Raw genomic sequence first — 18291 nt, 5'->3', positions numbered from 1 at the left:
GATGAAGGCGAGCGGCTTCCCATACGTCCTACCGATGCTGTTGCTTTCCGTGGCGTTCTTCGCAACGCCGCTCGCCGTCCTCGTCGGTTTCAGCTTCGCCGGCCCCGGCGGAGCGACCCTCGAACATTATGCCCGCTTCTTCGGCGACGCGTTCAATTTCCGCGTCCTCGTCAATACTGCAAGGCTCGGGCTCGAAACCGTCATCGGCACGACCTTGCTCGGCGTGCCGATCGCACTCCTCTACTGGCACGGCGGCAGAAACCTGCGGCAGGTTCTGATCTTCCTGACGCTCATTCCGATGCTGACCAGCAATGTCGTGCGCACCTTCGCCTGGATCGTCATCCTCGGGCGCCAGGGGCCGATCAGCGAAGCGCTGGTCGGGCTCGGCCTGACGGGCATGCCGACCAGCCTGCTGTTTACCGAACTCGGCCTGATCATGGCCATGTGCCAGATCGATCTGCCGCTGATCATCCTGCCGCTGATTGCCATCCTGTCGCGTACGCCGGTGCAACTGACAGAAGCGGCTCAGGTTTCCGGCGCCGGTCCCTGGCGCATCTTTGTCACCGTGCTTTTGCCGCTGATGCTGCCGGGCCTGCTGGCGGGCTGGATCCTGGTCTTTGCCAGCACCAGCAGTTCCTTCGTTACCCAGGCCGTCATCGGCGGCGCGCGCAACGTCTATGTTCCGCAGTTGATCTATCGCGAAGTCGGCACGCTGTTCGACTGGCCACTGGCCTCGGCCATCGCCGTCGTCCTGCTGCTGTCCACCGGCTGCCTGCTGGTCGCCCTTACCATGATGTCCCGTCACAGGAGGTTGGTCGGTCATGCGTGATCGTCGCGAAAATCCCATTCCCGTCATGCTCTACAAGGCATTCGTCTACGGTTTCGGCGGGCTCTGCGTCATCTATCTGGTCGCACCGATCGTGATTGCGCTGACGATGTCGTTTACCTCGGGGCAGACATTGAAATATCCGCCGCAGGGCTTTTCGCTCAGGTGGTACGCGGCGCTGCTCGATCCCGTTCGCTCGGCAACCGAACATATCGCCGCCTGGAACTCGCTGAAGATTGCCGGCCTTGCCGTCCTCGGATCGCTGATCTTTGCGGTTCCGGCAACCATCGGCATGACGCGCATGAAGCGCAGCACCGCCGGCACCATCGAGCCGCTGCTGCTCGCCCCGCTCGTCCTGCCGAGCCTGGTCTACGGTCTTGCCGCCTTGATCGTCGCCAACTTCATCGGCTTCAAGCCGTCGCTCTGGCTGACCGTGGCTGGCCATGTCGTGGTCTTCGGGCCGCTGATGTACCGCGCCGCCTCCGTTGTCGCCCAGGGTCTCAACCCCTCGCTTGCCGAGGCATCGACGACGATGGGCGCGAGCTGGTTCATGACACTCCGGCGCGTCACCCTGCCGCTATTGATGCCCGGCATTCTGGCCGGTGCATTCCTCGTCTTCATCCAGTCGCTCGACAATGTGTCGGTATCGCTTTTCCTCGCCGACGCCCGTACGACGGTCCTGCCGCTGCGCATGTTCGCGCTGATCGAGGAATCGCTCGATGTGCGCGTCGCGGCAATCTCCGGAATTCTGATCGCCGTGACGCTGGTCGGACTGCTGGTTGCCCGGCGCGTTCTCGCGCCGCCGCGGCAGGCCTGAACGATCCGTTATTTGACCTATGCTTGAATTGGAAGGAACAAACTCATGAACATGCGCGCGACAAACGCAGGCGGCGGGATGGGATCGCTGCTGGCCGATTTCCAACCGGATTTCGACTTCTCCGCGCCCTTGCCGCTTCCTGTCGAAGAGTTCGAGGATCGCCTTCGCAGAATTCGTCGTCAGGCGGTCGAGGCCGGTCATGACGCGCTGATCGTCCATGCCGGCAGCGTCGGCTGGTTCCACGCTTCGAATGCCTATCTGCGTTACATCTGCGACTGGATGCGAGAAGGCGTGCTGATCATTCCGACCGATGCCGACAAAGCGATGGTGCTTCTGTCCTTCTTCACCCAATCCGTCCTGCTGCCGCCGGGCGGCGAGCCTGTGCTCGTCGACGAAATCTGGCAGATCGGCCCGATCGGCCGCGAATATGCCGACCGTCCGGGCGATTCCGTCATCAAGACCGCCGAGAAATGCGCCGAGGTTCTCGCCAGTCTCGGTCTTGCCAAGGCCCAGATCGGTAGGATCGGCGACCGTACGTCGCTGACCTTCTGGTCTGCGCTCGACGAACTGCTGCCGAAGAGCAAGTTCGTCGCCGACAACGCCATTCTCGACCGCATGCAGAAACTCCGCTCACTGCCCGAGATCGAGATGTTCCGCGCCGCCGCCCAGCTGATCAGCATCGGCACGCAGGCCGCCTATCATGTGGCGAAGTCAGGCGTCACCGACCATGAAATCCTTGCCGCCTTCACCTATGCGCAGATGTCGCTCGGCGGCGAAACGGGCGACGGCTACCAGATCGGCATCAACGAATTCGGCACTCATTGTGGCAAACCCTATGGCCACATCGTCCGACCCGGCGACCTCATCAACCTTTATATCTCCAACGTCACCTATCGCGGCTACACGGCCCAGACCGCCCGCATGATCGCGATCGGCGACATCAGCAGCCATCAGGAGGATGTGCTTGCAGCCTGCACCGAAGGCGTCAAGCGGGCCGAAAAGCTGATTAGGCCCGGCGCATTGATGCGCGACGTCAACAATGCCGCCTTCGAGCCGATGATCGAGCGCGGCATGCTCACCTCAGCCGAGGCGCGAACCATGCCCTATAACTGGTCGCCGATGGAAGACGGCGGAGCACGCCTGATCCCCAATCAGTATGTAAAGGACATCGACTGGGAGGCGCAGGGCCGCAAGCTCATGCACGTCTATCCGGCAAAGCACGGACCGCACAATCCGAACCTCGGCCATTCGGTTGGCATGGCCGGCGGCCAGAACAGCTTCAACATCTCCTCGCATAACTACGACAGGATGGAGGAGGGCATGGTCTTCGTGCTGCACACGCAGTGGCTGGAACCGCTGTCGGCCGGCTGCAACATCGGCGACATGTATGTCGTGACCAAGGACGGTTTCGAGAATCTCAGCCGCCATACCCCGCTTGAAACCCACCGCGTCGCTGCCGAGGCCTGACATGACCCATCATAAACAACACACGCATTTCGATTTCGCCAAGCTGACCGAGCGCGAGCGTTACAAGATCCTCATCGGCACGGTCATTCCCCGCCCCATCGCGCTGGTGACGACGGTGAGCAAGGAAGGCCTGCCGAATGCCGGCCCGTTCAGCTTCTTCAACGTCCTCACCCACGACCCGGCGATCGTCGCCATCGGCGTCGAGAATTATGCCGACATGCGCTTCAAGGATACCGCCCGCAACATCCGCGAAACCGGCGAGTTCACGGTGCATATCTGCGATGACGCCCTCGTCGACCAGATGGAAGTCTGCGCCATCAAGTTCGGACCTGAGGTCGACGAACTCTCCGAAGCCGGACTGGCAACGGCGCCGGGACAGATGGTCAGAAGTCCCCGCATCCTGGCAGCGCCCGCAGCGCTCGAATGCCGCCGCCACACCACCCTGCAGGTCGGCCCGGCGCGCGAAATCATCCTCGGCGAAGTGCTCGGCGTCTATGTCAGAAGCGATGCGGTCAATCCGGCGAACCTGCATATCGACCAGAAACTGATGGACGCCGTCGGACGAATGGGTGGCCATACCTACACCAGGACGCGCGACCAGTTCGACATCAAGACCCAGACCAAGGAGGAGTGGAGTTCGCGAAAGAGCGTTTCAGAGCCGGTCATCGCATAGCCGGGCTTGGGCTCCGGCCGATCGCGCGCATGACGTTCATCATTTTACGTTGATGCAAGCCGGAGTTCATAGTCATTTGAAAGGCGGACGCGGAGTTTTTCGACGGTACCAGCCGAAAGAACTTTGCCCGTCTATTGCAAAGGTTGTATCCCAACCGCATCACGCGGATTAGCAGGTCCACCTTTTCTCGATAGGATGAAAGCGGCGCGTTCCCTCACTGAAGGACTCGGATCAGCTATTAGCGTCGATGCGAGTTCCTCAGCCTCCCGGCTTCCACGCCAGTGCTGAATAACGGCCGCCAGTGCGGCGCGTCGTACGATTGCTGATCCATCTGACGCGGCGGCCCTGACGACGGCCGCTTTATCGAATGGGAACAGGAGGTCTCGGAAGTTAAATTTAGGCTCCTGCACCCGTTTTCCCATAGACTTGTCTATCCACTTCCACTCCCAGCCAACTTGCCAGCCCGCACGCCCCTCCGCAATGACTTTGACTGCCATGGCACGAACCCAGGGCTGTTGCGCGCTTGCCGCCAGTCTGGGCAAATGGGGATCTATCGAACCGTTCTTCAACACGAGACGAAAAATCCGGGACGTCGGCCCGGTTTGCGCTTCGCAAAGGATATTGGCGAGCTGTTCGCCAACGTCAGGCCTCGCCAGTGTCGTCTCCATGGCCTCTCGTTCAACACCCCATCTTCCCCAACTGTCTTGGTGCAAAAGCAGGGAGGTCACGGCATTGGCGATTACCTCCGCCGAGGTAAGGGGGAAGCACCGCTTCGCACAGGCAAACGCAGCAGCGCGGACTGGCTCCGCCCAGTCATTCAGACGTATGGCGATTGCAGCGAACAGAAAGGAACTTTGCAGCCCGCCGGTTGTCCTCTTGAGGGCAGCCTCCCTCATACGTCCATCGCAGTGAAACAGGAATAGGTAACGAAGGTCGGGTAATTTCAACAATTGCTGCTTATCAGTGAGATGAGGCCGCAACAGTCTGCCAAGCCATGCGGGCTCCGGACGCCGATGATATAGCTTTGCGGATGTTGCAATCGCCGGAGCCGATTGGCTTATCGTCGCAGCAGGGAGAGACAATATGCCCGCTACAGCGGACGGAAGCTGCGCTTCGACGTTTTGGCCGCTATTCAGACGCTCCCCAATGATAACGAGCAGTTCCTGCAGATCAGGTGGTAAAATATCGGATTTTGTCATTTGGAGATTCTGATTGCCAACATCTGCAGATCAACGGAGCGGAGTGAAAACGAAAGCGCATCCCGCCGCCCGCATAACGCCCTAATCCAAAAACCGATAAAGCCAGTCGCGCGTTTCCTCCGGTAGCGAGGCCGGCGACTGGTCTTCGCGGGTGCGGGCCTGCCAGATGATCTCGACCTCGGCGGCACGCTCCTCCCCGGTGTCGATCGAAACGAGGAAGCCGATGGAATGCATGCCGATCTTGTCGACGGCGGCGGTGAAGGTTGCCGGCTCGTCATAGTGGAGCGGGCGGTGGAGAAAGCAGGAAACCTTGCTGGGGCTGTAGAGCGGTTCGTCGTCGACATCGGGCCGTGACGACCAGAAGCTCGCAAGCACGGACTCGGCATAGGAAATATAGGAGGCCAGAAACATCTGGCCGGTCATATCGACATCGCGAAACGGCACACGTATTTCCGCCACATCAGGACGTTTCGACTGACTCATCAACAGATCTGCCTTACAGAGTTCCCATGGCAACACTACTGCATAATTGCTTATACCGGAACCGATTTAAAGATAGAATTACGCAATAGTTCAAAGTGTTACAGTATCCTTTGCCCTCTGAAAAGATGCGGCGCTGTCGGGACGGGTTGTTCGACGGAAACGGCACAATGAGGCAATTGCGATACTGCGAACGTCCGGACGGCACGGCAAGAGCGCTTGTTGAAATCGTCAGGCGATGCCCCATCTGCTGTGGCACATGACATAAGCGACCGATAGAGTGTCTTCATGAGCACCCGTCTTTATGAACACCCGATCTTCCTGGAACATGTGACGCCCGCTGGCCATCCGGAGCGATCCGACAGGATCCGCGCCATCAATGTCGCGCTGGAACATCCGAACTTCGAGCGGCTGGAGCGCCGGCAGGCGCCGCAGGCGAATGAGGATGCGGTGCTGCTTGCCCATCCCGAAGAACATCTCATCGCCGTCATGCGGGAGATTCCCGAGGAAGAGGGCGAGATCAACCAGATCGAAGCCGATACCTATGCCAGCAGCAAGAGCCTGCAGGCGGCGCTGACCGGCATTGGCGGGGCGATGGCGGCGGTCGACGACGTCTTTACCGGCCGGGCCGACAATGTCTTCGTCGCTGCCCGCCCGCCGGGGCACCATGCCGAGAAGATGACGGCGATGGGTTTTTGCTTCTTCAACAATGCGGCGATCGCCGCCCGTCATGCGCAGAAGACGCATGGCGCCGAGCGCATCGCCATCGTCGACTGGGACGTGCACCACGGCAACGGCACGCAGGATATCTTCTGGGACGATGCTTCGGTGCTGTTCTGCTCGACGCATCAGATGCCGCTCTATCCCGGCACCGGCGCCAAGGATGAGAAGGGCACGCACAACACCATCGTCAACGCGCCGCTGTCGCCAAATGTTGGCAGCGACCACTTCCGCGAGGCGTTCAAATCGCGCGTGCTGCCCGCCCTGGACGATTTCCGGCCGGATCTCATCATCATCTCCGCCGGCTTCGACGCACATCACCGCGATCCCTTAGCGCAGATCAATCTGACCGGTGAGGATTTCGACTGGGCGACCGGGCGCGTGCTGGAACTGGCGGACCGGTACGCGAAGAACCGGGTCGTCAGCCTGCTCGAAGGCGGTTATGATCTCGAGGGACTCGCCGAATCGGCGGGCATGCATATTCTGAGAATGATGAAGGGTTGAGAATGACTGACAGCGCCAAGCCTGAGGTGTCCGGCCTTTCCTTCGAAAAGGCGGTCGCCGAACTCGAAAGCATCGTCGCCCGGCTGGAACGCGGCGATGTGGCGCTGGATGAATCGATCGAGATCTATGAGCGCGGCGAAGCGCTGAAGAAACATTGCGAAACGCTGCTTTCGGCCGCCGAAAACCGCATCGAGAAGATCCGGCTCGACCGCGCCGGCAAGCCGCAGGGCGTCGAGCCGCTCGACGGCGCCTGAGGCAGCAAACTCCCTTTTGAAGATGCTTGGCTATCGGCTTCGGACCGATCTATGATCCCTTTGCAAAACAGTGAGGGGACAGCGGAATGACGGACAGGTTGAAGGGCAAGATCGCCATTATCTCGGGCGGCGCGACCGGCATGGGCGGTGCCGCCTCGAAGCTTTTTGCGGCGGAAGGCGCGCGTGTTGCGATCATCGACCGCAATGGCGATGCAGCCGCCGAGACCGTCCAGGCCATCCGTGATGCCGGCGGCGAGGCCTATTGCTGGACGGCCGATGTCTCGGACGAATCCGCCGTCAATGCCGCCGTCGCCGGCGTCGAAGAACGCTACGGCGCGGTGACCGTGCTCTTCAATCATGCCGGCACGATCGTCATCAAACCGTTTCTCGAAACAACCGTCGAGGAATGGGACTGGCTGCACGCCGTCAACGTGCGCTCGATGTTTCTGATGACCAAGGCCGTGCTGCCGAAGATGATTGCAAGCGGCGGCGGGTCGATCGTCTGCACCTCGTCGATCTCGGCGGTCGCGGCCACGCCGATGGAAGTGCTTTACGACACGACCAAAGGGGCGGTGCATATGTTTGCCCGCGCCATCGCGGTCGAATTCCGCGATCGCAACATCCGCTGCAACGCCGTCTGCCCCGGCTTCATCCGCACGCCGCATGGCCTGCGCGAGGTGGCCGACCTGCAGGCGCTCGGCGTCGACGTTTCGGACGCCGCCATTGCCGCCCAGCAGGGGCGGATCGGCGAGCCCGAAGATGTGGCGCGTGCCGCGCTTTATCTGGCCAGCGACGAGTCGAGCTTCGTCAACGGCGCCCATCTCTTCGTCGACAACGGCTTCACCGCAATCTGAGCCCCGACGCGCGTCCGATTGGACGCGCGGCGCTCCAGGCGCTATCTGTGGGCGATGACGCGCGGCCCTGTAGCGATCGGAGATCCCAATGTCCTTCTTTCCCGGTAAAGATCCCCTGCCCGGCGATGCCTTCGCCTGCGATGCGATCGAGAGCCTGATCATCCCGCGCACCAGCGATATCGGCGGTTTCCAGGTGCGCCGCGCGCTGCCCAGCCGACAGCGGCGGCTGGTCGGGCCGTTCATCTTCTTCGACCGTATGGGACCGGCGATCCTCAAGCCGGACGAGGCACTCGACGTCAAGCCGCATCCGCATATCGGGCTGTCGACGGTCACCTATCTGTTCGACGGCGAGATCCGCCATCGCGACAGCCTCGGCACCGAAAAGGTCATCCGTCCCGGCGACATCAACCTGATGACGGCCGGCCGCGGCATCGTGCACTCCGAGCGCACGCCCGACAATCTGCGCGGCCATCCGCTGCTGATGTCAGGGCTGCAGACCTGGCTGGCGCTGCCCGACGACAAGGAGGAGATCGATCCCGCCTTCGCCCATACGGAAAAATCCGCCATGCCGCTGATCGAGACGGCAGGCGTGCGCGGGCGCGTGGTCATCGGCTCGTTCGAAGGCATGACATCGCCGGTCGGTGTTTTCTCCGACACGCTCTATGTCGATCTCGACCTGCAGCCGGGCGCCAAATTTCCCTTCGGCGCCGGCCACGAAGAGCGCGCCGTCTATGTGCTCTCGGGCGAGGTCGTCATATCAGGCGACCGTTTTGCCGCCGACCAGTTGCTGGTCTTCCGGCCGGGTGATCAGATCACGCTGGAAGCCGGCCGCGACGGCTGCCACCTGATGCTCTTCGGCGGTGCGGCGCTCAATTCGAAACGTTATATCTGGTGGAATTTCGTCTCTTCCTCGAAGGAGCGGATCGAACAGGCCAAGGAGGAATGGCGCACCGGCCGCTTCGATATCGTTCCCGGTGACGAAGAGGAATTCGTGCCTTTGCCGGAAGGCTAAACTGAAGAAATAGAGCTGGATCTCCGCCGAAAACCGCTCACACTTTTCGGCACCATGCTTTAATAGTGGGAGCATGATGTTATCCGAAAACCGCTCACACTTTTCGGCACCATGCTCTAAGGTAAAAACCTTCGGTTCCTGAAATGCACTTGTTTTGCCGCAATCTAATCGAATAAAGCGGAACAAGGAAAAGCAAGAAAGAGCGCCCGCCCGTGACACAACTGCCGAAGACCCCCCTGCTCGACCAGGTCATCTATCCCGCCGACCTGCGCAAGCTCGAGGATCGCGACCTGCCGCAGCTTGCCCGCGAAGTCCGGGACGAAATGATCGATGCGGTGTCGCGCACCGGCGGCCATCTCGGCGCCGGTCTCGGCGTCGTCGAATTGACGATCGCCATCCACAGCGTCTTCGACACACCTGATGATCGTCTGATCTTCGATGTCGGCCATCAATGTTATCCGCACAAGATTCTCACCGGCCGGCGTGACCGTATCCGGACGCTGCGCCAGGAAGACGGGCTGTCCGGCTTCACCCGCCGGGCGGAGAGCGAATATGATCCCTTCGGCGCGGCACATTCCTCGACCTCGATCTCGGCCGGCCTCGGCATGGCGATTGCCGCCGACCTCGACAAATCGGACCGCCGCGTCATCGCCGTCATCGGCGACGGGGCGATGTCGGCCGGCATGGCCTATGAGGCGCTGAACAATGCCGGTGCCCTCGATGCCCGCCTCATCGTCATTCTCAATGACAACGACATGTCGATCGCCCCGCCGACAGGGGCAATGAGCGCCTATCTTGCCCGCCTCGCCTCGGGTCGCACCTATATGGGCTTCCGTGACTTCGGCAAGAAGCTGACGGCCTACCTCGGCAAGAATATCGACCGGGCAATCACCCGCGCCGTCGAGCATGCTCGCGGCTACGTCACCGGCGGCACGATGTTCGAGGAGATGGGCTTTTACCATATCGGCCCGATCGACGGGCATTCCTTCGACCACCTGCTGCCGGTGTTGCGCAATGTGCGCGACAATGGGCGCGGACCGGTGCTGATCCATGTCGTCACCCAGAAGGGCAAGGGCTATCCGCCGGCGGAAGCCGCGGCCGACAAGTATCACGGTGTCAACAAATTCGACGTCATCACCGGCGCCCAGGCAAGGGTCAAGCCGAATGCGCCGAGCTATACCAGCGTCTTTGCCGAAGCGCTGGTGCAGGAAGCCACCCTCGACGACAAGATCGTCGGCATCACCGCCGCCATGCCGAATGGTACCGGCCTCGACAAGCTCGCCGAGGCCTTTCCGTTGCGCTGTTTCGACGTCGGCATCGCCGAACAGCATGCCGTGACCTTCGCCGCCGGCCTGGCAGCGGAAGGCTACAAGCCATTCGCGGCCCTCTATTCCACCTTCCTGCAACGCGCCTACGACCAGGTCGTGCATGACGTGGCGATCCAGGGATTGCCGGTGCGTTTCCCGATCGACCGTGCCGGTTTCGTCGGCGCCGACGGGCCGACCCATGCCGGTTCCTTCGACACCGCCTTCCTCACCACCCTGCCCGGCTTCGTGGTCATGGCGGCGGCCGACGAGGCCGAACTCAAGCATATGGTGCGCACGGCTGTCGCCTATGATGGCGGGCCGATCTCGTTCCGCTATCCACGCGGCGAAGGCGTCGGTGTCGACATGCCGGCGCGCGGCGAAATCCTGCAGATCGGCAAGGGCCGCATCGTCAAGGAAGGCACCAAGGTGGCGCTGCTTTCCTTCGGCACACGGCTTGCCGATTGTCTGCTGGCCGCCGAGGATCTCGACGCCGCGGGGCTTTCGACGACGGTCGCCGATGCGCGTTTCGCCAAGCCGCTCGACCGCGACCTGATCCGCCAGCTTGCCCGCCACCACGAGATCGTGATCACCGTCGAGGAAGGCTCGATCGGCGGCTTCGGCAGCCATGTGATGCACTTCCTCGCCACCGAAGGCCTGCTCGACAACGGCCTGAAGCTGCGCTCGCTCGTCATGCCTGACATCTGGATGGAACAGGCCAAGCCCGAAGCCATGAACGCCCACGCCGGCCTCGACCGCGCCGGCATCGTATCGACGGTGTTCAAGGCGCTGGGACGTGGTGTTGCGGTTGGTGTTGCGGGATAGGTGAGATATGTGAGGGCGTGCTGTGTGGCCCCCTCATCCGCCTGCCGGCACCTTCTCCCCGCTGGGGAGAAGAGATTTGCGGCAACGTCTCGATTGCCTCTTCTCCCCTCGGGGAGAAGGTGCCCGTAGGGCGGATGAGGGGGCTGCCCGGCAGGTCCATCCAATAAAAAAGGGCGGCGCATCACTGCACCGCCCTCTTCATTTAACGTCCCTGCGAAGGTTCCGTTCTCAGAACTCCGTCCACTCTTCCTGAACGGTCGCCGCAGCAGTTGCCTGTCTTCCGCCGAAGGCCTTGGCGACGGTGCGGGTCAGGGCGTGGGCCGGAGAGGCGACCGGCCGGGCGTTGGTGCCGGCGACGGCAGCGCGCGGCGCCGGGGCAGCCTGGCCGAGCTTGAACTGGCGCAGCAGTTCGTCGAGGGCGTTTGCCTCCTGGGCGAGCGCATGGCTGGCCGCGGTCTGCTCCTCGACCATGGCCGCGTTCTGCTGCGTGCCCTGGTCCATGTTGTTGACGGCGGTGTTGATCTCCTGCAGGCCGATCGACTGTTCGCGGGTGGCGGTGACGATGGCGTTGACGTGGTGATTGATCTCCTGCACCTCGGAGACGATGACCTCCAGCGCCTTGCCCGTTTCGCCGACGAGGCCGACGCCGGCAACGACCTGTTCGCCCGAGGTGGTGATCAGCGCCTTGATCTCCTTGGCGGCCTTCGCCGAGCGCTGGGCGAGCTCGCGCACTTCCTGGGCGACGACCGCAAAACCCTTGCCGGCTTCGCCGGCACGCGCTGCTTCGACGCCGGCGTTCAGAGCCAAAAGGTTGGTCTGGAAGGCGATGTCGTCAATGACGCCGATGATGTTGGAGATTTCGCCCGAGGACTTCTCGATCTGCTGCATGGCGGAGACCGCCTTGCGGACGACTTCGCCTGATTTCTCGGCGCCCAGGCGGGTGCGCTCGACAAGATTGCCGACATCCTCGGCGCGCTTGGCGCTGTCGCGGACGGTCGTCGTCACTTCTTCGAGCGCTGCGGCGGTCTGTTCGACGGCGGCAGCTTGCTGCTCGGTGCGGTGGGCAAGATCGTCGGCTGCCGAGCGGATTTCGCCGGCGCCGGCATTGATCGCCGAAGCGTTGCGGCCGACCGATTGCAGTGCCGCCTGCAGCTTTTCGACGGCATGGTTGAAGTCATTGCGCAGGCTGTCATATTGGGCCGCGAACGGCGTCTGGATACGACCGGCCATATCGCCATTGGCAAGCTCGGCAAGGCCACCCGCCAAGGCGTCGATGGCATAGCGGATCTCGCCTTCCTCGCGCGCCTTCTGCTCGTCGCCGGCACGGCGCTGGCGTTCGGCGTCGTCGCGCATGCGGTCGGTTTCGCCGGCAAGGCGCAGCTTCTCGATCGCCGCCTGCTTGAAGACCAGAACCGACTGAGCCATGCGGCCGATTTCGTCGCCGCGGTCGGTAGCCGGAACCTCGATGTCGTTCTGACCGCCGGCGAGGCGATCCATGGCCGCAGTCATGCCGACGACCGGACGGACGATGGTGCGCGACATCAGCCAGGCGAGAACGGCAGCTGCAAGCGAGGCGAGGATGCCGCCGGCAAGCAGCGTCGTCTTCAGATCGCTGTTGGCATCGGCGCGGATCTCGGCAAGCGCGTTCGACTTTTCACGCGCGGTGGCCTTGATCTTGGCCGAGGCCTGGCGGAAACCGTCGAGCTGGCCCTTGGTGGCGTTGACGCCGATCTTGACGACCTCTTCGATCGGCATGTCGGTTTCCTTGCGCGCCTTGGTCTGCGGCTCGGCAAGTTCATGGAAATAGAGGTCGGCTGCCTTCTGCATGCCGTCGATCATCTCGACCAGCTGCGGTTCGCCGGCCGCCGTCTGCTTGGCAGCGGCAATCGCCTTCAGCATGCGCTCGCGGTTGGCAAAGACATCGCCATAGGTGCTGTCGCTGCGGAAGAGGATGAAGCCGCGCAGATTGACGGCCTGCTCGAGCATTGCCTGCAGCGCATCGTCGATCTGGTTAACGAGCAGCTCGGACTTTTCCTGCTCGGCAGAAGCAGCCGCAGACGCCGTCGCCTTGGAATAAACAAAAGCGGAAATGGCGACGAAAATGAGAATGAGGGCTGCGAACGTGGCCGCAAGTTTACCGTTCAAGGATATGTTTTTGGCGGACATCGGTGATTTCTCCTGACGACAGTCGACGCGGCGAGAGGCAGGTCGCGCGAGACGCAACCGCCGGTATGTTTGACCCTGAGAACATGATCGGCGTGGAAGCGCTTGCGCCTTCATGGCGCCGAGCAGTTCGGATGAACCGCTGCAATCACGCTGAACCTATCCGGGCAGGCTTTAAATTTGTTTAAATTTGTGCACCGCAACAGCGGCCGAGCCTGCGGATTATTGTGCCGTTTCCGGAGGATTGAGGATCAGGATGTCGAAATCCTTTGCGGGATCGAAATCCTCGGCTGTCATCCGGAAGGTGGTCGGACCGATCTTCTGAACGTTGCTGCCGCAGAAGCTGATGAGGCTGCCGGGCTTGCCCTTGTCGATCGTCAGCTGGAAACGCTTGATCGGCCCCGCCCAGTTGGCGCCGGTCGACAGCACATAGGAGATCCAGCTTTCGGTATAGTTGGCGCCCCCGGCCTCGGCTTCCCGCACACGCTGCTGGGCAACCTTGACGAAATCTCCGTCGAGGCAGTATTTGCGGGAATATTCGTCGAAACGCTCCCCCTTCGGCTCGCCACCTTCGAGAAAACTGATGGCCACCGTGCCGCCGACGGCAGGCTTGTAACGGTGCTCGACGCTGACCTTCTTCTTCGCCGGGAAGGTGCTGCGCCACCAATAGGTCGAGCGCAGCGTCCAAAGCGGCACGAGATCGACCCCGGCATCGCCGGCAGCCATGGGATAGACGAGGCCGCGGGCGATCCAGTCCTTGCGGACGGTTTCGGGAAGCTTGGCAAGTGCCTCGGTCGTCTTCTGGCTATAGGGCAGGACGGGGATGCCTAGCTTGGCGAACTCGTCGGTCACGTCGATGCCGAGCGAGACGACGCGTTGCTGCAGCTTGGCGGTGATCGGCCTGCCATCCTGCACGGTGGAGAAATGCAGGAAATTATCGCTGTCATAATCGGAGATGGCGGAATTGTTGTCGACCTGACCTGTTATGTCAGGCATCGGAAAGGCGACCAGGCTTTCGACATCCTTGTCGGAGCTGTTCTCGAAGACGTAGTCGACACGCACTTCCGAAGCGGAGATGAAAAGATCCTCTTCCGCCATGCTGACATCGTCGGATTGGGCAAAGATCAGCCCGCCGGTCTTGACCTCGGCCATGGTGTCGTTCGCGAGCGCGGGCGATGCAATCCCTGCCGCGACAAGAAGAGTGAAGAGCTTCAGCATGGAACACCCCCGTGTCTGCGGCACGCCCCGCGATCGCCGCGGTGGGATTATCGCCGAAAGCTTTTGAGGGTCAATGACGGTCTTGGGAACAAAATGCTTGCAACCGGCGGCTTTGCCGGTCATGCACAGCCGATGTCAGATCAAAACACCCAACGCCTCGACCAGCTTCTCGTCTCTCTCGGCCTCTTTGCCAGCCGTTCACGCGCCCGCGACGCCGTGCAGCGCGGCACTGTCAGGATCGGCGGCCAGGTGGTCACGAAGGCCGGCGCGCTGTTTGGCGCAGACGCGGCAATCGAGATCGACGACCCGGCGCAGGACTATGTCTCGCGCGCCGCACTGAAGCTTGCCGCTGCCCTCGATCATTTCCGGCTCGATCCTGCCGGCCATCACTGTCTCGATGTCGGTGCCTCCACCGGCGGCTTTACCGAGGTGTTGCTGCAGCGCGGTGCTGCGCATGTCACCGCGATCGATGTCGGCCATGGGCAGATGCACCCGCGCATATCAGGCGATCCGCGGGTGACGAACAAAGAAGGCCTCAACGCCCGTAACCTGACGGCCGACGATATCGACCATCCCGCCACCTTCATCGTTTCCGACGTCTCCTTCATCACGCTGAGACTGGCGCTCGCGCCGGCCCTTGAGATCGCCGAACCCGGCGCTGTCGCCGTGCTGCTGGTCAAGCCGCAGTTCGAGGCCGGGCGCGAGGCGATCGGCAAGGGCGGGATGCTGAAGGACCCTTCGTCTGCTCCCGCCGTCGCTGCAGAACTGGAGCGCTGGTTCGTCGAGGATATGGGCTGGAAAAGCCTCGGCCTCATCCCCTCCCCGATTTCCGGCGGCGACGGCAATCAGGAATTCCTTCTGGCAGGATTGAAACCGTGAGCACCGAAACCGTCACGATCGAGAAGCTTGGCGCCCAGGGCGACGGCATCGCCAGCAGTGCCGGCGGACCTGTTTATGTGCCCTTTTCCCTGCCCGGCGAAACGGTGGCGATTGCCCGGGTCAAGAGCCAGGGCACGATCATGTCGATCACGACGCCCTCGCCCGACCGGCAGGAGCCGCCCTGCCGGCATTTCGGCCCGGATGGCCTCAACGGCACCTGCGGCGGCTGCACGCTGCAGCATATGGCAGATGCACCCTACGGCGCCTTCAAGCGCCAGCTGGTCATCGACGCGCTGAAATCCAAGGGACTGACACCCGAGGTCGGCGAGATCGTTCCGGCCCGGCCGGGCGAACGGCGGCGCGTGGTGTTTGCGGCGCGCAAGACCGAGAAGGACATGCTTGTTGGATTCAACCAGGCCGAAAGCCACCATATCGTCGCCATCGAGGAATGTCCGATCTCGTCGGCAGGGATCATCGCCCGGCTGCCGGCGATCAGGGCGATTGCGGCTTCGCTCGCAACCAGCGCCGAACCTTTCCGCGTCGCGGTGCTCGAAACGCTTTCCGGCCTCGACGTCTCCGTCGACGACGTGAAGAAACTCTCCGACCCGCAGCGGCGCAAGGCAATCGAGACCGCGCTTGGCCTGCGCGGCATCGCCCGTGTTTCGCTGAACGGCGAAATCCTCGTCGAGCCGTCGAAGCCGATGGTCGAATTCGGCGGCATCCAGGTTTCACCGCCGCCCGGCGGTTTCACCCAGGCGACGAAGCCAGCGGAAGAGGCGATGGCGGAATTGGTCATTGCCCATGCCGGCAAGGCGAAGCGGATCGCCGATCTCTTTGCCGGCTCCGGCACGTTTTCGCTGCGGCTGGCGCGGATCGGCCGCGTGCACGCCGTCGAAGCCGAAGCAAAGGCGCTCGCCGCACTCGACCATGCCGCGCGCAACACGCAAGGGCTGAAGCCGGTCACCGTCGAAAAGCGCGATCTCTTCCGCCGTCCCCTGATGACGCAGGAGTTCAAGCCCTATGACGTTGTCGTCTTCGATCCGCCGCGGGCGGGTGCCGAGTTCCAGTGCCAGGAGCTTGCCCGTTCGGCGGTGAAGAAAATCGTGGCCGTCAGCTGCAATCCGCTGACGCTGGCGCGGGATCTCGCGATCCTCGTCGAGGGCGGCTACCGGATCACGCAAGTGACGCCGATCGACCAGTTCCTCTGGACCTCGCATGTCGAGGTGGTGGCGACGCTGGAGAAATAGGCGTGCCTGTCGGAAAGACCAAAAGACGCAACCCCTACTATGAAGGTCCAGTGTCCGATCATTTCGACGGCACGCATTTCTTCAATCCCGAAGGGATTGAACCCCTTGGTTTCCGCGATCTGCTGCGGTGGCAATTCGGCGGTGGCCGTGAGCGCTGGCCGCAGTCGGTCCCAAGTCCGTACCCGGCGGCCAAGCCGGATCCATGCGTAGACGGCGAGGATCTAAGGGTGACCATGGTTGGTCATGCAACAATGCTCGTGCAGGTCGCTGGGCTCAATATCCTCACCGACCCGGTGTGGTCAGAGCGCGCGAGTCCCTTCGCTTTTGCCGGACCCAGGCGCGTCGTCCCACCGGGCATCGCATTCGATGATTTGCCGCCAATTGATCTCGTGCTGGTGTCGCACAATCATTATGATCATCTCGATATCGCAACGCTCAGGCGGTTAGGGGCGAAGCATCGGCCGCGTGTCGTGACGCCACTCGGCAATGACACGATTATTCGCCGTGCCGTGCCCGATATACAGACGACATCGATGGACTGGGGCGAGCGCATTTCGCACGCCGGAATAAGCATTGATGCCGAGCCTGCACACCACTGGTCCGCTCGCGGAACCGCCGATCGCCGGATGGCACTCTGGGCGTCGTTCGTTTTATCGACTCCAGCCGGAAAAATTTATCACGTCGGAGATACGGGCTTTCACCACGGGATCAATTATAAAGCGGCACAGCAGAAGCATGGCGGCTTTCGCCTGGCCATTTTACCCTTCGGCGCCTATGAGCCGCGCTGGTTCATGAAAGGGCAGCACCAGAATCCGCAGGAGGCGGTGATCGGGATGACGTTGGCAAATGCGGCCTATGTCGCCGGGCATCACTTCGCCACCTTCCAACTGACAAATGAAGCGGTCGACGCGCCGGCAAGAGCGTTGCAGGACGCAATGCGCGAGCATGATATTCCCCCGGAACGGTTCCGGCCGCTCAGGGCCGGCGAGGTATTCAATGTGCCGGCGGTCTGATCGGTCTCCGTTTGCTCCCGGACTGGTTTTGGTGTCGGCCTGCTTGCCATAGATACTTAGGACACCACCGAGATCGGCGCTAGCGGCGCATGAAGGCTTCGAAGGCGGCCCGGGCCTCGGCGCTTTTCAGCCGCGCGGAGAAATAGCGGGCCTCCTCGTCGATACGGGCGATGATCTCGCCACGATCACCACGAATGAGATCGCGGGCGATGCGCAGCGCCTCCGGCGGTTTGGCCGCAAGCTTTGCAGCGAGGCCAAGCGTCAGTGAATCGACCTCGCCTGGCTCGACGACCTTCCAGACCAGGCCGGCGTCCCTCGCCTCCTCGGCCGAAAATGCTTCGCCGGCGGCCAGCATGGCGAAGGCACGCTGATGTCCCATCAGCCGCGGCGCGACGAGGCTGGAACCTGCCTCCGGCACCAGCGCCAGATCGACGAAGGGTGTTCGGAACTGGCTGCGGCTGGAGGCGATGGTCAGGTCGCAATGGAGATGGATCGTCGTGCCGATGCCGATCGCAAGGCCGTCGACGCCGGAGACGACGGGTTTTTCGGCATTCACCAGCGCATAGAGGAAATCGAGGATTTCCTGCTCCAGGCCGCGGCCGCCCATTGCGGCAGCCAGAAAATCGTTCAGGTCGTTGCCGGCCGAGAAGCAGCCCTCGGTGCCGAGGAAAGCGGTGGCGCGGATATCGGGGCTTGTGTTGGCCGCATTCAGCGCATCGGCCATCGTCCGGTACATGGCCCGAGTGATGGCGTTCTTCTTTTCCGGTCTGTTGAAGCGGATCGACTGGACGCCGGGATGGGCGGAAGGCTGCTCGACGATGATGTGATCGGTCATA

At 62.3% G+C, this 18291-nt stretch carries 17 protein-coding genes; 12 read left to right on the top strand and 5 right to left on the bottom strand.

Translation table 11 applies throughout. The annotated features are described in order from the left end of the window. Position 1: 1 nt before the first annotated feature. From RLCC275e_RS02950 to RLCC275e_RS02935, 4 genes are read left to right on the top strand one after another with little or no spacing between them, the layout of a single operon-like run. Positions 2–829: an ABC transporter permease gene (locus RLCC275e_RS02950; protein ID WP_033181429.1), complete on the top strand. Its 828-nt coding sequence runs from the start codon at positions 2–4 to the stop codon at positions 827–829. Further along, a complete protein-coding gene (locus RLCC275e_RS02945; protein ID WP_003557010.1) occupies positions 822–1643 on the top strand; it encodes an ABC transporter permease in 822 nt (273 codons plus the stop codon). Before RLCC275e_RS02950 ends, RLCC275e_RS02945 begins: the two co-directional genes overlap by 8 nt. 45 nt (positions 1644–1688) lie before the next feature. Then, positions 1689–3110, top strand: coding sequence for a M24 family metallopeptidase (locus RLCC275e_RS02940; RefSeq protein ID WP_033181430.1), 1422 nt, complete (start codon positions 1689–1691; stop codon positions 3108–3110). A 1-nt stretch (position 3111) separates the two neighbouring features. Next, positions 3112–3783: a flavin reductase family protein gene (locus tag RLCC275e_RS02935; protein ID WP_033181431.1), complete on the top strand. Its 672-nt coding sequence runs from the start codon at positions 3112–3114 to the stop codon at positions 3781–3783. A gap of 131 nt (positions 3784–3914) precedes the next feature. Here RLCC275e_RS02935 and RLCC275e_RS02930 read toward each other — a convergent pair whose 3' ends face one another. Further along, a complete protein-coding gene (locus RLCC275e_RS02930; RefSeq protein ID WP_050516815.1) occupies positions 3915–4982 on the bottom strand; it encodes a hypothetical protein in 1068 nt (355 codons plus the stop codon). An 81-nt stretch (positions 4983–5063) separates the two neighbouring features. After that, positions 5064–5465 carry an acyl-CoA thioesterase gene (locus RLCC275e_RS02925; RefSeq protein ID WP_130677179.1) on the bottom strand — a complete coding sequence of 134 codons (402 nt, stop codon included), beginning with the start codon at positions 5463–5465 and terminating at the stop codon, positions 5064–5066. Between the two features lie 285 nt (positions 5466–5750). Between RLCC275e_RS02925 and RLCC275e_RS02920 the strand changes: the two genes are divergently transcribed. The 5 genes from RLCC275e_RS02920 to dxs all read left to right on the top strand — a co-directional run bounded on the left by RLCC275e_RS02920 (position 5751) and on the right by dxs (position 10935). After that, on the top strand, positions 5751–6686 hold the full coding sequence (locus RLCC275e_RS02920) for a histone deacetylase family protein (RefSeq protein ID WP_033181432.1): 936 nt from the start codon (positions 5751–5753) through the stop codon (positions 6684–6686). A gap of 2 nt (positions 6687–6688) precedes the next feature. Continuing rightward, positions 6689–6940: an exodeoxyribonuclease VII small subunit gene (locus RLCC275e_RS02915; RefSeq protein ID WP_003545921.1), complete on the top strand. Its 252-nt coding sequence runs from the start codon at positions 6689–6691 to the stop codon at positions 6938–6940. Positions 6941–7026: 86 nt separating this feature from the next. Then, positions 7027–7794 carry an SDR family NAD(P)-dependent oxidoreductase gene (locus RLCC275e_RS02910; protein ID WP_033181433.1) on the top strand — a complete coding sequence of 256 codons (768 nt, stop codon included), beginning with the start codon at positions 7027–7029 and terminating at the stop codon, positions 7792–7794. Between the two features lie 88 nt (positions 7795–7882). Next, positions 7883–8806, top strand: a complete 924-nt coding sequence (locus tag RLCC275e_RS02905; RefSeq protein ID WP_033181434.1) for a pirin family protein — start codon at positions 7883–7885, stop codon at positions 8804–8806. Between the two features lie 212 nt (positions 8807–9018). Beyond that, complete coding sequence (dxs, locus tag RLCC275e_RS02900; protein ID WP_033181435.1) at positions 9019–10935, top strand: 1-deoxy-D-xylulose-5-phosphate synthase; 1917 nt, start codon at positions 9019–9021, stop codon at positions 10933–10935. Positions 10936–11163: 228 nt separating this feature from the next. Here dxs and RLCC275e_RS02895 read toward each other — a convergent pair whose 3' ends face one another. Both RLCC275e_RS02895 and RLCC275e_RS02890 read right to left on the bottom strand, forming a co-directional pair. Then, positions 11164–13101, bottom strand: a complete 1938-nt coding sequence (locus tag RLCC275e_RS02895; protein WP_130677175.1) for a methyl-accepting chemotaxis protein — start codon at positions 13099–13101, stop codon at positions 11164–11166. A gap of 219 nt (positions 13102–13320) precedes the next feature. Next, positions 13321–14316, bottom strand: coding sequence for a DUF4424 domain-containing protein (locus tag RLCC275e_RS02890; protein ID WP_033181436.1), 996 nt, complete (start codon positions 14314–14316; stop codon positions 13321–13323). A gap of 93 nt (positions 14317–14409) precedes the next feature. On the opposite strand from RLCC275e_RS02890, the gene RLCC275e_RS02885 reads away from it, so the two are divergent. The 3 genes from RLCC275e_RS02885 to RLCC275e_RS02875 are packed head-to-tail and all read left to right on the top strand — an operon-like array spanning position 14410 to position 17455. Continuing rightward, positions 14410–15195, top strand: coding sequence for a TlyA family RNA methyltransferase (locus RLCC275e_RS02885; protein ID WP_003556984.1), 786 nt, complete (start codon positions 14410–14412; stop codon positions 15193–15195). Continuing rightward, positions 15192–16442, top strand: coding sequence for a class I SAM-dependent RNA methyltransferase (locus RLCC275e_RS02880; protein ID WP_033181437.1), 1251 nt, complete (start codon positions 15192–15194; stop codon positions 16440–16442). The genes RLCC275e_RS02885 and RLCC275e_RS02880 overlap by 4 nt, the downstream gene beginning before the upstream one ends. Positions 16443–16444: 2 nt before the next feature. Then, positions 16445–17455, top strand: coding sequence for an MBL fold metallo-hydrolase (locus RLCC275e_RS02875; RefSeq protein ID WP_033181438.1), 1011 nt, complete (start codon positions 16445–16447; stop codon positions 17453–17455). 79 nt (positions 17456–17534) lie between these two features. Here RLCC275e_RS02875 and RLCC275e_RS02870 read toward each other — a convergent pair whose 3' ends face one another. Beyond that, positions 17535–18290 (bottom strand): crotonase/enoyl-CoA hydratase family protein, encoded by a 756-nt coding sequence (locus RLCC275e_RS02870; RefSeq protein ID WP_033181439.1) that lies wholly within the window; start codon positions 18288–18290, stop codon positions 17535–17537. Between the last annotated feature and the right edge of the window lies 1 nt (position 18291).

This window comes from Rhizobium brockwellii, assembly GCF_000769405.2.
Taxonomy (GTDB): Bacteria; Pseudomonadota; Alphaproteobacteria; order Rhizobiales; family Rhizobiaceae; genus Rhizobium; species Rhizobium brockwellii.
This window is presented reverse-complemented; position numbering and strand designations above follow the sequence as displayed.

What these genes read in the sequence shown, in the direction of transcription:
- RLCC275e_RS02890 (WP_033181436.1), bottom strand. Translation starts at nt 14,316, where the DNA reads ATGCTGAAGCTCTTCACTCTTCTTGTCGCGGCAGGGATTGCATCGCCC.
- RLCC275e_RS02940 (WP_033181430.1), top strand. Translation starts at nt 1,689, where the DNA reads ATGAACATGCGCGCGACAAACGCAGGCGGCGGGATGGGATCGCTGCTG.
- RLCC275e_RS02870 (WP_033181439.1), bottom strand. Translation starts at nt 18,290, where the DNA reads ATGACCGATCACATCATCGTCGAGCAGCCTTCCGCCCATCCCGGCGTC.
- RLCC275e_RS02945 (WP_003557010.1), top strand. Translation starts at nt 822, where the DNA reads ATGCGTGATCGTCGCGAAAATCCCATTCCCGTCATGCTCTACAAGGCA.
- RLCC275e_RS02910 (WP_033181433.1), top strand. Translation starts at nt 7,027, where the DNA reads ATGACGGACAGGTTGAAGGGCAAGATCGCCATTATCTCGGGCGGCGCG.
- RLCC275e_RS02905 (WP_033181434.1), top strand. Translation starts at nt 7,883, where the DNA reads ATGTCCTTCTTTCCCGGTAAAGATCCCCTGCCCGGCGATGCCTTCGCC.
- RLCC275e_RS02925 (WP_130677179.1), bottom strand. Translation starts at nt 5,465, where the DNA reads ATGAGTCAGTCGAAACGTCCTGATGTGGCGGAAATACGTGTGCCGTTT.
- RLCC275e_RS02935 (WP_033181431.1), top strand. Translation starts at nt 3,112, where the DNA reads ATGACCCATCATAAACAACACACGCATTTCGATTTCGCCAAGCTGACC.
- RLCC275e_RS02915 (WP_003545921.1), top strand. Translation starts at nt 6,689, where the DNA reads ATGACTGACAGCGCCAAGCCTGAGGTGTCCGGCCTTTCCTTCGAAAAG.
- RLCC275e_RS02930 (WP_050516815.1), bottom strand. Translation starts at nt 4,982, where the DNA reads ATGACAAAATCCGATATTTTACCACCTGATCTGCAGGAACTGCTCGTT.
- RLCC275e_RS02920 (WP_033181432.1), top strand. Translation starts at nt 5,751, where the DNA reads ATGAGCACCCGTCTTTATGAACACCCGATCTTCCTGGAACATGTGACG.
- RLCC275e_RS02885 (WP_003556984.1), top strand. Translation starts at nt 14,410, where the DNA reads ATGCTTGCAACCGGCGGCTTTGCCGGTCATGCACAGCCGATGTCAGAT.
- RLCC275e_RS02895 (WP_130677175.1), bottom strand. Translation starts at nt 13,101, where the DNA reads ATGTCCGCCAAAAACATATCCTTGAACGGTAAACTTGCGGCCACGTTC.
- RLCC275e_RS02950 (WP_033181429.1), top strand. Translation starts at nt 2, where the DNA reads ATGAAGGCGAGCGGCTTCCCATACGTCCTACCGATGCTGTTGCTTTCC.